Below are 16,470 nucleotides of genomic sequence, written 5' to 3'. Positions count from 1 at the left end.
TTACTAAGCCCTGGGCACTAACCATTAAAACCGTTCTGTACGCATCCCTTTGATCAGGCTGACACACATCAATAACAAGATCAAAGTAAATGGCAAGGCGGTGGATATTGCCGCAGCTTGTAAGGCCTGAACAGCCTGAGTCCCGCCAATCCACAACAGTGCGATCGCAATCGCGCCTTCTAACATAGCCCAGAAGATACGTTGTGGCACTGGAGCATCAATCTTACCCCCAGCGGTAATACTGTCGATCACCAATGACCCAGAATCTGATGATGTAATAAAGAACACCAGAACCAAAATAACGGCAATGATAGACAATATATTACCAAATGGCAGCACATCGAACATCTGGAACATAGCTAAAGACACATCGGTAAGCCCCTTAGCACCGAGCTCACCTACCTTATTCACTACCTGATCAATAGCTAAACCACCAAACACTGACATCCAAATCAAGGTGACAAAAGTCGGCACCAACAATACTGCCGTAATAAACTCACGTACGGTGCGTCCTTTTGATACTCGGGCGATAAACATACCGACAAAAGGTGACCAAGAGATCCACCACGCCCAGTAGAATACCGTCCAACCTTGGAACCAAGCTTCATCGGCTCGTCCATGCGGATTACTCAAGGGGATAATATTCTCAATATAAGCCATCAATGTGGTTGGGATAGTACCAAGGGTAACCGCATAACCAATCATCGCCACCAAAATGAGTAACAAAAATGCCACTATCATGTTGATATTACTGATGACTTTCACACCACCGTCGATACCACGCACCACAGATACAACTGCTAATAAGGTCACTGAAACAATCACGATGATCTGCAAACCAATGCCAGCGTCGACACCAAACACATGATGGATACCACTAGCTGCCTGCTGCGCACCTAAACCTAGCGATGTTGCTAATCCAAACAGGGTGGCCAATACTGCTAAAATATCAACAATGTGACCAGCCCATCCCCAGGCTCTGTCACCTAAAATGGGATAAAAAACAGAGCGGATCGATAAAGGCATACCTTTGTTATAGGCAAAGAATGCCAACGACAAGGCCACAACACCGTAAATAGCCCAAGGATGTAATCCCCAGTGGAACATCGTTGCCCCCAGCGCTAACTTGGCGGCCTCAGGAGTATAGGCTTCAACGCCTAAAGGCGTTTCATACCAACCAGTATAGTAAGCGGTAGGTTCGGCCACACTCCAGAACATCAAACCTATACCCATCCCCGCGGCAAATAACATCGACAGCCATGAAACAAAGGAGTAATCGGCGGTAGCTTCCTTACCGCCCAAACGGATCTTGCCATAGGGAGAAACGATCAAGAACAAGCAAAACAGGACAAAAATATTACCCGCCCATATAAATAACCAATCAAATGCGCCGATAATTTTCCACTTAATCCCATCTAATACCGATTTAGCAACTTCAGGATCAGTCAATAGCGTTGCAAGTAAAAAGGCGGCTATCAGCCCAGCGCTTACACCGAAAACGGGGTTATGAACATCGAAACCCCATTTCTGTACATTGTCCTGACCAATTGTATAGTCGGTACTATCGATACTGTATTTATCAATACCTTTCGTCATCGATTCTCTCCGCTAAAAAAACAAAACCATCATCATAAGGAAATCACTTCATTCATCTAAAAATGATTTCAGCTCATAGTAATATACTAAGTAACATAATCGCCTATTGTACCCCTATGTCTATCTAGGTCCAATAAAAAGCCCTATTTTGCGAACTTAAATGGGTCGAAATGGCTTAAACTAGCCCAATTCGGCTATTACCTAAAGTATTAGCAACAGTAGTTATCATTAGATCACTAACTAATATCCATATTTAACCCCATCAACAAACAGGCATTCTCAAGTATATAAACCAAGCATAGCAATGAACGAATATGAACATCAGCCACGCCAAAATTAAAATCACGAACCTGAGATTAAAAGCCTAGATCGGCTTTAATTCTGAAGAGCGAGAAAAACAGCAAGATGTAGTGATCAACATTGAAATCCATTATCCGGCGTCATTGTCAGCGCAAACAGACAATGTAAACGATGCACTCAATTACAAGGTGATCACTAAAAAGGTCATCCAGCATGTTGAAGAGGGCAGATTTTTACTGTTAGAAAAGTTAGTTGCAGACATTCTTGAAATAAGCGGCGAGCATCCATGGGTAGCTACTGCCAAGTCACGCGGTACTATGGATAACCAATCTTCAACCCAAACCACAGCATTAGGTGGATGTTTTAAGTTAAACCCACATACAAGAGCCGAATTTCTTGGTTAAATAGCGTATAGACACTCATGACTCATAGGTTAACTATGCAACCAACCATTTTAATTACAGGTGTGGGCAAACGGATCGGACTCTATCTCGCGAATGCCTTCATCGAGAAGGGTTACCATGTGATAGGCACTTTTCGTAGCCACTATCCAAGCTTAGATACCTTAAGCGAAGCAGGTGCGGATCTCTATTGCTGCGACTTTACCAGCAATGCAGAAGTGAACTCTTTTATTGAGGCTATAGCTAACAAATACTCGCAGCTAGATGCCATCATTCATAACGCCTCACAGTGGCTACCAGACAATAGCCCAATGCCGGCTGGAGATATCATGACCACCATGATGCAAGTTCATGTCAGCGCGCCCTATCAGATAAATCTTGGGTTAGCGTCTTTGCTAACCCAAGGCGATCGCCTTACCGACATCATTCATCTGACCGATTACGTGGCCCAAAAAGGCAGCAAGAAACATATTGCTTATGCTGCCAGCAAAGCGGCACTGGAAAACATGACCTTGTCCTTTGCGACCAAACTAGCCCCCAAGGTAAAGGTCAACAGCATTGCACCAGCCTTGATCTGTTTTAACGAACATGATGATGATGACTATAAGAAGCAGGCATTAGCCAAGTCGCTACTCGAGCGAGAAGCGGGCGAGATAGAGGTTTTAAATGCCGTCAATTACCTGATGGGAAGTCACTATATTACTGGACGCTCATTGGCATTAGATGGCGGACGCCATCTTAAATAACACCAAAGTTGTCTATATCTGGCTTAGGAATGTTGAGTTTGGGTGCTGATATTTATAACACAGCACCACAAACCGTTCAAAAATAAAGCGCTTACTCACTGCAAACGCTGCAGGATTTCTGCTTTGTAAGTTTCATCTCGCGAAACTCCATCGTCATTGCATCGATCATCAAAATTCTGCCGACCAATGGCTTACCCATATGGGTGATCACCTTTATCGCCTCTACCGCTTGCAAGCAACCTATCATGCCAACCAGCGGAGCCAAGATCCCAGACTCGACACAGGTAAGCTGTTGATCACCAAATAACTTGCTGTAGCAGTGATAACATGGACTATCGCTATGGTAATCGAATACGCTTACCGTGCCTTCCATACGGATGGCAGCAGCTGAGACAAAGGTAATTTTATGGCGAAAGCAGCTTAGGTTTAACTGCTCACGCACACTAATGTTATCGGTGCAATCGAGCACCAGATCATGTTGGCCGACTAGTACATCCAGCTCGGGATCATCGAGCACTGCATTAATGGTCGAAATTTCAATATGAGGATTAAGCTGAGTTAGGGTCTCCTTGGCCGACTCGACCTTTGGCTGACCGACATTATGATCTTGATGTAACACCTGACGCTGCAAGTTAGAAGTTTCGACAGTATCGAAATCCACCAAGGTCATTTTACCTATGCCTGCAACTGCTAAATATTGCGTTGCCGCGCAACCTAATCCGCCGACACCGATCACCAGCACCTTGGCAAGCTTTAGCTTTTCCTGCCCTTCAAAATCCATCGCTTTAATAGAGATCTGCCGACTGTATCTCAATATCTCACTATCAGAGAGGATATCGTCACCTTCAACGTCTAATGTCATCTCGCCCACCTAATTAGCACAGCACAGAATTAAACGGTTCGACGGTAACGAGCGAGCCAGCAGCAGTATCACCCTGCTCCTGTGCCAAGATAACAAAGCAGTTAGCCAGGCTCATCGAGGTCAACATGCCAGAACCTTGACCTCCAGTAATGGTCACTTCTGCTTGACCCTCTGCATCGTGACTCAAGATCCCGCGCTGATATTCGACACGACCAGGGAATTTACGTAAGTCACTGGTAAGCTTTGCTTGTATCAATAACGGTTTTGCCTGAGGTAACCCCTGCATCTTATTAATTAACGGCCACACCAACTTATAGAAGGTCACCATAGAAGAGACAGGATTGCCTGGAAGACCACAGAAAACAGCCTTACCTAGACGCCCAAACGCAAAGGGCTTACCAGGCTTGATAGCCAGTTTCCAGAAGGTGATCTCGCCCTCTTCCCCTAAAATTTGCTTGGTGTAATCAGCATCGCCGACAGATACGCCACCAGAGGTGAGCACCATATCGGCTTGCGCCGCAGCAGAGCGAAATGCGGCGCGGATCGCCTCAGGATCATCTTGAATTACGCCTAAATCAATCCACTCAACATTCGCGCGACCCAGTAAACCTAGGATACTGTAACGATTAGAATCATAAATCTGCCCCGGAGCTAGCTCACTCCCCACAGGACGCAGTTCATCACCCGTGGAGAAAAACGCCACTTTAACCCTGCGACTAACGCGAACTTGGCTCACGCCAATAGTTGCCAGCACTCCCATTTCGGCAGCGCCGATCTGAGTACCAGACTGTAATACTTTGCCGCCTGTTTTCACCTCTTCACCGCGATAACGTATGTTAGCGCCAATCGTCTTTGGCGCTTCGATAGTGATCTGATCCTCCTTGGTGGTGACCTTCTCTTGCATCTGCACCGTATCGTAGCCTGGTGGAACCGCGGCTCCAGTCATAATACGCACGCAGGTCTTAGCTTTAGCTTCACCTCCAAAAGGGTGACCTGCAAATGATTCGCCTATCAGAGTCAAAGGCTCGTTGCCGGCTAAATCCTCATATCGAAAGGCATAACCATCCATTGCAGAGTTATTAAATGGCGGGAGATCGATACTCGATGCCAAATCTTCCACCAATACTCGTCCCAACGCATGAGGTAATTGCACCATTTCAGACTCATCGAGCTGGCACACTTGATCGAGTAGCTTGACGATAGCGTCATCGGGATGCATTAGGCTTGGTTGAGAACATGGATCGACTTTCATGGGCATCGGTTACCTTAGATATCAATAGCAACAAAAATGACAGTCATTATGCCATGCTGATATCAGAAGACTATGATCTTAACACCAATTTTTCTTCACGATTATTGATTAATACCAATCAGTATAAGACAGAGATCTACTCAGCGTATTTTTTAGCAACTAATTCAAGGCGAATGGACAATGGAATGGTTGATCCCTTGTGAGGCCGTTCAACGCAGAAGTAGGAAGTCAAAACACGCCTAACAGGCGGGTGTTTCCAAATACGATACAAAGCCACGAACAAACAGAGCTGGCGCAACAACTTAACCATGACACACCCACACAAATAATAACCATTTGTATTTAAAGAATTAAATAACGTAAATTTGGTTGCATTTGCTAGGAGGCTTTTACACAATAGCTCAGCAAAAAATGAACTTAAAAGGATCTACTATGTTGGCACAAACGATGATTGATCAGTTGAACGCACAAATTAATGTGGAGTTCTTCTCCTCAAACCTCTACCTACAGATGAGCGCTTGGTGTGAAGACAAGGGTTTCGAGGGTGCCGCAAAATTTATGCGTGCCCATGCCAATGAAGAGATGCAGCACATGCATCGCCTATTTACTTATGTGAGTGAAACAGGCGGTATGCCACTGCTGGGCGCGATTGAAGCTCCGCAATCAGAATTTGACTCCTTGCTGGCCCTGTTCGAACATACTTATGAGCATGAACAGATGATCACCAGTAAGATTAATGCATTAGCTCATGCAGCCTTTACCAATCAAGATTACTCAACATTTAACTTTTTACAATGGTATGTCTCTGAACAGCATGAAGAAGAAAAACTGTTTAAATCGATCGTGGATAAAATCCGTTTAGTCGGTGAAGATGGTAAGGCACTATTTTTTGTCGATAAAGACTTAGCTCAAATGGCGATTGAAGAGTCAGCCAGCGTGATGACTGCAGGCGTATAGATTTAGTCACTAATAAGGGCAGTCTTCTGCCCTTATATTGGTTCACAACTCAGTTCAATCTCCTCAAGTTGCCGCGCGCCACTCTCCGCCAAAAACACCAGTAAATCATCACTTTCAAGAGGTTTTGATACTAGGTAACCTTGGGTGTAATCACAGCCTAACTTTTGTAAAAACCGTAACTGCGAATCGTCCTCGACCCCTTCGGCAACGAGCTTCATATCTAAACTTTGCCCCATGGTAATGATCGCCTTAATCAAACTGGCATCGGCTGGCTCATCTAACATGTTATCGACAAAGCTTTTGTCAATTTTAATCACAGAAATCGGGAAACGCTTGAGATAACTCAGTGATGAATATCCAGTACCAAAATCATCTAAATAGATCTCAATACCAAGGGAGCGAATACTATTTAGCGCATATAGTGATTTCTCTGTGTCATCCATGAGTATCGACTCGGTAATTTCAATATGAAGTGACTGAGGGGAAACATCAAACTTCTGCAGCAACCCATTAAGAAGGCATGCGAAATGATTGTCTTTGCTTTTAACCAACTGACGACCAGAGACATTGATGGCCATATTGATCATATAGCCTTTGTCGTGCCACTCTCTTAAATCGCTCAACGCCTGATTGAGTACCCATTCACCTATGGGTTCAATTAATCCAGTCTCCTCTGCGATAGGAATAAACCTCTCTGGTGAAACAAGCCCATTTTTAGGATCTTGCCAACGAATAAGCGCTTCTACCGCAATCACTTGGCCTGTCAGCGTATTAATAATCGGCTGGTAACGGAGACAGAACTCATTTTGCAATACGGCGCGACGTAGAGCCTGCTCTAATGATATTCGTTCAAGCATACTGGTATTCATATCGGCAGAGAAAAAACTAAAACAGTTTCTACCCTCCAGCTTCGCTTGATACATGGCGGTCTCGGCATTACGAGTCAAAGACTCGACATCACTGCCATTATTAGGATAACAACTGATACCAATACTGGCTGAAATCAATAGATCATTACGATTAATCCCACAGGGAGATGAAAGATGCTTTAAAATTTCATTAGCTCGGGATTCGATATGCCCTTGATTTTCGGTGTGGCCGACCACGACGACAAATTCATCGCCGCTTAATCTTGCCACAAAATCATGTTGTTGTAGCAATGATTCAAGTCTTGCAGCAACAATCCGCAATAGCTCATCACCAATCGTATGACCATAAATGTCATTGATATATTTAAATCGGTCTAAATCAATAAACAGTACGGCAATAGCGCAACACGCTTGCTCCGCCAACTGCAACATCTGCGACAAGCGGACATGGTAAAGTTCACGGCTAGGCAAGTTGGTCAAAGCATCGTAATTGGTTTTATACCAGAGATCCTTTTCATATTTTTTACTATTACTGATATCGAGAAATAGGCCAATATGTTGTAACACCTGACCTTGATCATTTTTAACGACTGTAATGGCTAGATACTCAGGATAAATTTGACCATTTTTACGTTTGTTCCAAATCTCCCCTTGCCACTTCCCCTGTTTCGATAGTGATTCCCACATATGCTGATAAAAATGGGCGGGTTGATGGTTGGACCTTAATACCGATGGTGAGCGCCCTTTAATCTCATCAAAACTGTAACCTGTAATGTCAGAAAATGCAGGATTAACCGCTTCAATCAAATTATCTTTATCGGTAACCATAATCCCTTCGGTACAATGCTCAAATACCGCTGAAGCAAGATTAAGCTGGCGATGAGCCTTTAAACGTTCGGTCAACATATGATTTAGCGCCATCGACATCTTTGCCACTTCATCGCTACCATCGACTGGTACCGTTAACTGCAAATCGATGTCGCTGCTCATACGATGCATGAGATTAGAAATAGTCGAAATGCGATCGCTCAAGTTTTTGACGACATAACGCCCCATAAAGATTAAAAGTAAAAGGTTAACTAACGCAGCGGCAATACCTAATAGCAAATAAGTTAGCGCCTCTCTCTTCTGCCTTTCGTCAATCTGCGCAATATTATCGGTGAGTTGAGAATTGAGCCGAGAAAGCTGATCCATAGCTTCACTGGAGACTTGCCACCATAACTCGGCACTGACACTTGGAACCTGTTGCTGCAACTTTGACAATGCCGCAATAATGGGAGTTTCATCAATCCGCACCAGACTATCCTGCAGATCTACCGACACACCTTGCTGTTTTAACAATACTAATTTGTTAAAGTTCTGCTGATACCGCTTAACGCCTGCCACGACCACCTCTATTGAACTCAATTGCTCAACAGATAGTGGCCCAAGGGAATCTCGACTATCTAAAATCGTCCAAATTTTCTGTACTGCCACATTGAAGCGGTCTAAATCTTGCTCTTCTCCACGTAACAGGTAATTTTTAAAACTATGGATCATTCCCCCATAACCTAAAACAGTGCCAAGCTGATTCGCCATCGAAGCTAATTCTACCTGGCCTCGAGTTTCCTCTCGCATGATCTGTAATCGATGAGTGAATTGATTGTCCAAACTCTGTTGAATGGATAAGCGATATTGAGGGTATGCGTTTAAAAATATTTCATCGATAGCTAACCTGAGATCATTTTCTACCTCGGTCACAACCACATATGCCTTCACATCAATTTGATCTGCGGAGATAAACTGGTTCATCAAGCCACGCTCTTTAGCCATCAGCTCCTGAAATTTGAGCATAGAAAGAAGGTTGCCATAGGCTTGTTGCTGCTCAATATCTTGTGACAAAACTTGCAATTGAGCAATCAAGGCAAAAAGATGCTGATTAAACTTATTGTAAAATGAGAAAAACAACTGATCACTTTGCGAATCGACCCATTGGCGTGCGTTTTCCAACCGACTTCCCATCAATTTAAGTTGTTGAATATGATGTTGCAGGTTGGTTTTGGTGGATGCTTGTGAATTGGCTAATTGGGGCAAATCAGCTAAAAAAGGGGAATCGAATAGCGCCCGAATGTGACTGTCGGTCGCTTTTCTTTGGCTTACCAATTGTTGGTGCCTCTCGTCGCCATTACCACTCATATAACCAGCAGAAAGAGCACGTTCGGCCTGAATGTCAAAAATAACTACCTCAGCAAGCCTAGAAACCGAGACGCCGACCGCATTACGCTGGGCAATCTGATACTGCATCACCAGATCGAACATTCTTAAGCTGCCAAATATCAAAAATAGCAACATAGGAATAGCTGCGAGCAGGATCAGCTTTTGATTAAGGCTAATCCGATTGAGAAAAGATGACATTTTCTAAGCGCTCCATGCTTGATAATCAAGAGCAGACGCAAATTCTAGGTCTGAGATAATTACCATAGCTGATACTTAAGGTCACGCCTAGTTCACCAAAGTCTAATCTAGGTCACGAAAATGGAGTTAAAACAACTTAGCTATCATAAGTTATTATTTTTTATTCTTATTTTGAGAAACGAACAACGACTCACCTCAAAACTTCAACGAAAAATATCTACACTGGCGATTGTCCCAGTAAAAAACTCTTCAAAGGTCATATGATACAGAATTATATCTGTGCATATAAATTAACAAAGAGCCAGATTAGGCTCTTTGTTAATAAAAACACGGTTAGCAGGCTTCAGCCATGAGGGATTTACGATAAACAACAATATCTTCAATGGTTAATACTGGCATATTGTGTTGGTTACCAAATTCGATAATCTCAGGTAGCCTTGCCATCGTTCCGTCGACATTAGTGACTTCACACAAGACTCCAGCTGGCTTTAAACCCGCCAATTGCATTAAATCGATAGTACCTTCGGTATGACCACGACGGGTAAGCACACCACCTGGTTGGGCCCGTAATGGGTAAACATGACCAGGACGAGCGAGATCATTTGCAGTGGCACCATCGGCAATCGCCGCTTTAATTGTGGTCACACGGTCGGCCGCCGAAACGCCTGTAGTTACACCCACTTTCGCCTCAATACTTACTGTGAAGGCTGTACCATATTGGCTAGAGTTATCCTCAACCATAGGCGGCAATTCAAGCTGTTCGACCTTCTCTGGCGGTAAACAGAGACACACAATACCACTACATTCACGGATAAGTAGTGCCATCTGTTCGTTGGTTAAATGCTCTGCAGAATAGATAAGATCGCCCTCATTCTCACGATCTTCATCGTCAACAACGAGAACCCCGTTGCCAGCTTGTAACGCTGCAAGCGCAGTTTCGACACGTGTAATTGCGTCACCAAAAGGGGAAAGTAAAGACTGATTCATGGTTAAATCCTTAGTAATACTAATAAAATGGTTTTTTTCCAGAATCAGGGCATACAGAAAATAACACAGCACAAGCTATCGCTTATTGTTGCGTTGAATAAGAATGGTAATAGACCTAGTCAGCTTTAGCTCCAATGAGGTAATGCTGCACAGTCACGACATCTTATATTCTCTTTCATCCGGACTTAGCGCACCTAGTGCTCATTACCGTCGGCTCTGGAATGACTTTACATGGCGTAAAGCGCACCAGATCTGCTGACCCTAAATCTTTGATAATTTAGGCGCTCGCGGGCTTAAGTTCTATAACAAACTATCACCGCCGGTGGGGAGTTACACCCCGCCCTGAGAATTGCTGTCTTGTAATAGACAAGCGCGATAATGGTGCGCCAAATTGTGTTAAATGACAAGCTAGAGGGTGACAAGTATTACCTAGATCACCTAATCTCAACGATGAGCCCAAACCCAATAGTTAAATTTCGACAAAAGGTTAAATTTGATGTCATCAATACCCTCGCCCATTGCAGCAAAAATTCCTCATTCACTCACACTGCATGGTAACACTCGAATAGATCACTACTATTGGATGCGTGATGATGAACGCCACTCCCCCGAGGTGATAGCTCATCTCAACCATGAAAATGATTATTACCAAGCGCAATTTGCTCCATTTAAGCGCCTGCAAGACGATCTATTTCAAGAACTGATTGGCCGACTCGACAAAGATGAGTCAAGCGCGCCCTACTACTGGCACCAGCATTGGTATTTTAGCCGCTACCAGCTCGGGGGCGAATATCCCATTTTTGCGCGCAAAAAGACCATCAACGCCGATGAAGAGGTGTTACTCAATGTCAATCAACGCGCTGAGGGCTGCGATTTTTACGGCTTGGGGGGCTTAAGTATTAGTCCAAACGAGCAATTACTTGCCTTTAGCGAGGATAGATTAAGTCGCCGTATTTATACCATCCACATAAAAGATCTTAGCAGCGGTAACCTATTATCTGACACCCTTAGCGACACAGATGGCAGTTTGGTGTGGGCCAATGACAATCAACATCTTTTTTATATCAGAAAGGATCCGCAAACCTTACTTGGATTTCAGGTCTTTCGTCACCGACTAGGGCAAGCTCAAGCAGATGATCAGTTAGTTTACGAAGAGCAAGATGACAGTTTCTATCTCTCTTTAACCAAGAGCTTAGATGAAACTCGCATCCTGTTAATTCATGAAAGCACGGAAACCAGCGAAGTTTCGGTTATCGATGCCGATCAGCCACTAGCCGAGTTCAGACCATTGCTGACAAGAGAAGAGGGTCATGAATATTCGGTCGCTAAACGTGGAGACGACTATTACATTCTCACCAATTGGCAAGCAGTTAACTTTCGCCTAATGAAAGTCAATGAAACAAAATTTGCCAACAAACAACACTGGCAAGAACTGATACCAGCAGACGATCAAAGCCGCATAGAAGATCTGCTGGTGCTTAAAAAGCATCTCATTGTTCAACATCGCCATCTAGGATTAAGCCATATCACAGTCTATCCATTTAGCGAACAGGCTAGCTATCAACTTTCCTTTGATGATGCCGCTTATGTGGTCGGCTTTGATGTCAATCCAAGCCAAGAGAGCGAGCAGCTTAGGCTCTACTATTCGAGCCCATCCACACCAGAGTCTATCTATCAATACGATTTAAATTACCCGTCTAACAGAAAACGATTAAAACAAGAGAATGTCCTCGGAGATTTTGACAGCAATAATTACCAGACTGAGCGCCTATTCGTTGACGCCAGAGATGGAGCCAAGATCCCAGTCACCTTAGTTTATCGTAAAGATCGCTTTAACAAGGATGGCACTAACGCCTTATACCAATATGGCTACGGCGCCTACGGTTACACCATAGACGCAGATTTTGACAGTTCCATATTAAGCCTGCTCGATAGAGGCGTTATTTATGCCATTGCCCACGTTCGAGGTGGCGAGATGCTTGGTCGTCCTTGGTACGATGCAGGCAGGTTAATGAACAAAAAAAATAGTTTTAATGACTTTATCGATGTCACCAACGCCCTCGTTAAACTGCAATATGCCGATCCAAACAAAATTGTGGCAGCGGGAGGTAGTGCCGGCGGTTTATTGATGGGAGCCGTGATCAATCAAGCCCCACAACGCTATCTTGCGGTCGCAGCCCATGTCCCCTTTGTGGATATTGTGACTACCATGCTCGATGAGTCCATTCCGCTCACAACCAACGAGTATGATGAGTGGGGTAATCCTAATCAAAAGGCCGCATTCGATTATATGCTGAGTTACTCGCCTTATGATCAGGTAACTAGCCAAAGTTATCCTCACCTACTGGTTACCACAGGCCTACATGATTCGCAGGTTCAATATTTTGAGCCCGCTAAATGGGTGGCAAAACTGAGAGAATACAAAACTGACGATCACTTGTTGTTATTCCATATCGATATGGAGGCTGGTCACGGCGGTAAAAGTGGCCGCTATCGCCGCTACCAAGATACCGCAGAGGAATACGCCTTTTTTCTTGGTCTTATTAATCAGCACCAAACGGTTAGCGCACGGTAATGCCGATAACAGAAAAGCCTTGGTTCTTGTATATCATTGAATGCCGCCAAGGCCAACTCTACACAGGCATAACCACTGATATAGAGCGTCGCTTCAAAGAGCACCAACTTAGCGGCCCAAAAGCCGCTAAGTTTCTGCGTGGCAAGGCTCCACTTAGGTTGGTTTATAGGGAGTTTGTTGGAAACCGCTCACAAGCATTGAAAAGAGAGATTGCAGTTAAGAAGCTCAACAAACAGCTGAAATTAGCTTTAATACAAAATAATGCAAATTGTCATACTCTCAACACGGTCGACCAAACCTAAGCTTTTATTAGCGACTAACAGCTAAGTAAAGCGAGATATAACGCTAAAAAACTGTAAAAAACCTGTTTAACAAAAGTTGTTCGACTTTACTTCCCCATAACAAGCCTCTATTGTGGGCTACCCCGCTTATTTGAGAACAACATGAGCATATTTTTACAAGCGAAGGCAGAAGGATTGCCTAAGCAAGATAAGCACCAAGGACGGGGATTTTTAGGTTTACTATTGGTATTTTTGATTCTTTATCTATTCACATTAGAGTCTTCGATAAACCTAAGTATTTTTAGGCAACTCAACGGTATTGCGCCACACTTCCCAGATTGGTCACTGATACTACTTACCGACTTGGGTAATGGTGTCACGCTCGGACTCATCACACTTTGCTGCATAATAAAGCGTCCAGAGTTAATCATAAGGGTGATAGTTGCCAGTGTGTTATCACTGATTATAGTACCCACCTTGAAACAATATTTTGATGCACCTAGACCAGCAGCATTATTAGAAATCATTAATATTGTAGGTAAAACTCGCTTAAACCATAGCTTTCCATCAGGCCATACAGCGAGTGCGTTTCTGTTTGCTGGAACTCTATTTTTTGCCTATCAATGTAGAAATATAAAAATATTAGTCATTGGCTTCGCTAGCATTATCGGGTTATCTCGCGTCATCGTCGGTGCACATTGGCCACTAGATATAATAATGGGCGCATTTGTTGGATTGTTTTGTGCCTACGTCGCCGCTTATTTCCCACAGACAAAATTATCTAATTTACATAATGCCATCATGGTCAGTTTCCTCTGGTTGGTGCTACTAATCTGTGAGCTAGAAAAGAGCTTTGATAAAGAGATCATTTGGCAGGTGGTGACACTTAGATGGGGGCTCCTCACCATTTCGGCGAGTCTAATATGGTATCAGTATGATATTAAAGGCTTAATATCTCAAAGAGAGAAAAGTAAATTCATCGCGGTTAATAAGACTCGCTAGTCAACCTGAACTCGAGTTAAGAGATGGCATAACGCGAGATGAATTAGCCGTTTTACGCTTACTTCATCTCAAACTTGTCATTTTTTTGCTAACAAGGCGTATTTACGCGTCAATAGCCCGCCTATTGCAAGTGAATTCAACGCTGTTAGCGGAATAAAGGGCTAGATACGTTTATTATTCCGAGTTCAGGTTAGTTAACTACACGCCATGACTCGAATATTGGCTCATGGCGACCCCCTCTATTCACGCTTCCTTCACACAACTATGGATAAACTGGTAACTCACTTATCAAAGAGAAGTTGTATGGCTGGACTATTCTTCCCCAAACTAACTAAATTTGCTTACGCCCATCCAGCGACAACCAAAGCTTTTTTGAGTTTACTATTTTTCTTCACTTCTCTCTATTTACTCATCAATAACCCAGAAACCAACTTGGCTATATTCCGCAGCATCAACGGACTCTCTCCTCAAATAGCCGATTGGTTGCAACTGCTGCTAACTGATCTCGGCAATGGATTAACTTTAGGTGTATTGATGCTTTGCTGTCTTATTAAGCGACCAGAACTCATTATCCGAGTACTTATTGCCTCGATATTGTCGTTAATTTTAGTCCCCCTGCTGAAGCAATTCTTTGATGCTCCTCGTCCTGCGGCTGTGCTTGAGATGCTTCATATTGTAGGCGATAAACGCCTATCACACAGTTTTCCATCAGGGCACAGCACTAGTGCATTCTTATTTGCTGGTACCTTATTCTTAACTTGCCAATACTATCGCTACAAACTGATTTTTATCTTAGGCGCCATATTAGTTGCTCTCTCTCGCATTACGGTTGGAGCACACTGGCCAATTGATGTCGTCATGGGAGCAATAGTAGGATTAAGCTGCGCCTATCTAGCGTCGGTTTTTCCGCTAGTTCAAGTATCAGGCAAAGTAAGGACCAGCACCTTGGCTACGCTGCTTGTTATCTTGATCGCTTGCGAATTAAGTGAGAATAGCAGCCAATTAATTTGGCCGGTAATCTTAATGCGCTGGAGCTTAATTGGTATAGCAACCCTTATGTTATTGCAGCAGCATAAATCGGTGATCGTTCAGCGTGAGTTTTGTGTTTCAAAGGCAAGGCAACGAGTGAAGAATATGGTTGAACTAGGTTCAAGATCGTTAACACAGCATAGAAAACGTTAAAACTCAAACGCCCAAGCTAATAGGGTGGGCATAGGCTAACACTATCAAATTTGTAATTGATTAATCTGATAGTGATTAGCCGCTGCGCCGGGAAGTCTAGTTCATACTGACGGGACCATTAATGTTGTTAAAGCTCAAGTCCCCAGAGCCGGCCTCTATGATCGTCAGCCCTTGGGTATTGTTGACTTCTATACTGCCTGAACCATCGTCGATGGTGACCTTGCCAGCAACATCTACAATACTCATACCACCCGAGCCATCGTTAATCACCACATCGCCTTTAACATTAGTCACTTCAATACTGCCTGAGCCATCATCAAGATCTATATTGCCATCGACATTCGTCAGCACAATGCTGCCAGAACCGTCATCAATGACTAAGTTCTTACCACCATCCAGATTGAGACTGCCAGAGCCATCTTTAACCCTAATGTCGGCGTTCACTCCCTTGATGTCTATGCTGCCAGAGCCATCATCAATATCGAGCAACATTGATGCAGGCACCTTGATGGTGACATCCATATAGGGTGATGACCCGTTGAATGATACGCGATAGAAGGAATCGAAATTTGCCACCAGCTTGGCTTGGTCGCCATCTCGCACTAAGGTTAACTCGGGCTCGACACCATCATAACCATAGATATCGGCTTCGAGGGTGATTTCGTTTAACCCCTCAATACCTTCGATAGTCAAAGCACCGGCTCCAGTTTCGGCAGCTAATCCATCTAGGCCATTAGCATCTAAAGAGAGTTCAGAGGTTCTATGGTAGTCGAATGATGTCTTGCCTGCGCCGTTCACATTTATAATGCAACCACTTAGGCAAAAAGATAATGCTGCCGACAATACTAGGGGACGTAAAACCATCATAAAGTTTCCTTGTTAAATCTTATAAACTGATTTTATTAGCTATTTTTATATGCGCGAACAAAGACAGCTGCAGATACCGTGCCAAATCAGTATCTATCTGTTTTAACTATGTTATATTTCATTAAATAACAACTACAACTCGGCAACCCCATCACTAAGTTGCTAAATACACTAGATGTTGGTTAAAAAAACCGATAGC

General features: G+C 43.7%; 13 protein-coding genes, 1 pseudogene and 1 riboswitch. Of the genes and pseudogenes, 8 read left to right on the top strand and 6 right to left on the bottom strand.

Translation table 11 applies throughout. The features are described from left to right. Positions 1-24: 24 nt before the first annotated feature. A complete protein-coding gene (locus K0I73_RS00225; protein ID WP_220062609.1) occupies positions 25-1,596 on the bottom strand; it encodes a BCCT family transporter in 1,572 nt (523 codons plus the stop codon). 368 nt (positions 1,597-1,964) lie between these two features. Between K0I73_RS00225 and K0I73_RS00220 the strand changes: the two are divergent. Together K0I73_RS00220 and folM are read left to right on the top strand one after the other, a co-directional pair. Continuing rightward, positions 1,965-2,207 (top strand): annotated as a pseudogene (locus K0I73_RS00220) (FolB domain-containing protein); the annotation flags it as partial. Positions 2,208-2,335: 128 nt separating this feature from the next. After that, positions 2,336-3,043, top strand: a complete 708-nt coding sequence (gene folM, locus K0I73_RS00215) for a dihydromonapterin reductase (protein WP_220062608.1) — start codon at positions 2,336-2,338, stop codon at positions 3,041-3,043. A 91-nt stretch (positions 3,044-3,134) separates the two neighbouring features. On the opposite strand, the gene moeB is transcribed toward folM, so the two are convergent. Together moeB and moeA are read right to left on the bottom strand one after the other, a co-directional pair. Next, entirely contained in the window at positions 3,135-3,905 is a 771-nt protein-coding gene (gene moeB / locus K0I73_RS00210) for a molybdopterin-synthase adenylyltransferase MoeB (protein ID WP_220062607.1), read from the bottom strand. A 13-nt stretch (positions 3,906-3,918) separates the two neighbouring features. Continuing rightward, positions 3,919-5,163 (bottom strand): molybdopterin molybdotransferase MoeA, encoded by a 1,245-nt coding sequence (moeA, locus tag K0I73_RS00205; RefSeq protein WP_220062606.1) that lies wholly within the window; start codon positions 5,161-5,163, stop codon positions 3,919-3,921. On the opposite strand from moeA, the gene K0I73_RS00200 reads away from it, so the two are divergent. Both K0I73_RS00200 and ftnA read left to right on the top strand, forming a co-directional pair. Then, a complete protein-coding gene (locus tag K0I73_RS00200; protein ID WP_220062605.1) occupies positions 5,142-5,360 on the top strand; it encodes a hypothetical protein in 219 nt (72 codons plus the stop codon). The genes moeA and K0I73_RS00200 overlap by 22 nt on opposite strands. A gap of 229 nt (positions 5,361-5,589) precedes the next feature. Beyond that, complete coding sequence (gene ftnA / locus K0I73_RS00195; protein ID WP_220062604.1) at positions 5,590-6,114, top strand: non-heme ferritin; 525 nt, start codon at positions 5,590-5,592, stop codon at positions 6,112-6,114. 32 nt (positions 6,115-6,146) lie between these two features. On the opposite strand, the gene K0I73_RS00190 is transcribed toward ftnA, so the two are convergent. Then, entirely contained in the window at positions 6,147-9,377 is a 3,231-nt protein-coding gene (locus K0I73_RS00190) for an EAL domain-containing protein (protein ID WP_220062603.1), read from the bottom strand. Between the two features lie 333 nt (positions 9,378-9,710). Further along, positions 9,711-10,364 (bottom strand): 3,4-dihydroxy-2-butanone-4-phosphate synthase, encoded by a 654-nt coding sequence (gene ribB, locus K0I73_RS00185; RefSeq protein ID WP_220062602.1) that lies wholly within the window; start codon positions 10,362-10,364, stop codon positions 9,711-9,713. 163 nt (positions 10,365-10,527) lie between these two features. After that, a riboswitch (FMN riboswitch) is annotated at positions 10,528-10,718 on the bottom strand. Positions 10,719-10,860: 142 nt separating this feature from the next. Here ribB and K0I73_RS00180 point away from each other — a divergent pair. The 4 genes from K0I73_RS00180 (at position 10,861) to K0I73_RS00165 (ending at position 15,404) form a co-directional block, all read left to right on the top strand. Beyond that, positions 10,861-12,939: a S9 family peptidase gene (locus tag K0I73_RS00180; protein WP_220062601.1), complete on the top strand. Its 2,079-nt coding sequence runs from the start codon at positions 10,861-10,863 to the stop codon at positions 12,937-12,939. Beyond that, entirely contained in the window at positions 12,939-13,241 is a 303-nt protein-coding gene (locus K0I73_RS00175) for a GIY-YIG nuclease family protein (protein WP_220062600.1), read from the top strand. Before K0I73_RS00180 ends, K0I73_RS00175 begins: the two co-directional genes overlap by 1 nt. A gap of 141 nt (positions 13,242-13,382) precedes the next feature. Next, positions 13,383-14,222: a phosphatase PAP2 family protein gene (locus K0I73_RS00170; protein WP_220062599.1), complete on the top strand. Its 840-nt coding sequence runs from the start codon at positions 13,383-13,385 to the stop codon at positions 14,220-14,222. Positions 14,223-14,525: 303 nt separating this feature from the next. Further along, positions 14,526-15,404: a phosphatase PAP2 family protein gene (locus K0I73_RS00165; RefSeq protein WP_220062598.1), complete on the top strand. Its 879-nt coding sequence runs from the start codon at positions 14,526-14,528 to the stop codon at positions 15,402-15,404. Positions 15,405-15,500: 96 nt separating this feature from the next. Here the strand turns inward: K0I73_RS00165 and K0I73_RS00160 are convergent, their stop codons facing one another. Continuing rightward, positions 15,501-16,268: a DUF4097 family beta strand repeat-containing protein gene (locus K0I73_RS00160; protein WP_220064191.1), complete on the bottom strand. Its 768-nt coding sequence runs from the start codon at positions 16,266-16,268 to the stop codon at positions 15,501-15,503. Positions 16,269-16,470: the final 202 nt, after the last annotated feature.

Origin of the sequence: Shewanella mesophila, from assembly GCF_019457515.1 — a bacterium.
In the GTDB taxonomy this organism is placed as follows: Bacteria; Pseudomonadota; Gammaproteobacteria; order Enterobacterales; family Shewanellaceae; genus Shewanella; species Shewanella mesophila.
The sequence above is the reverse complement of the archived record's forward strand: the minus strand, read 5'-3'. Positions and strand labels throughout refer to the sequence as shown.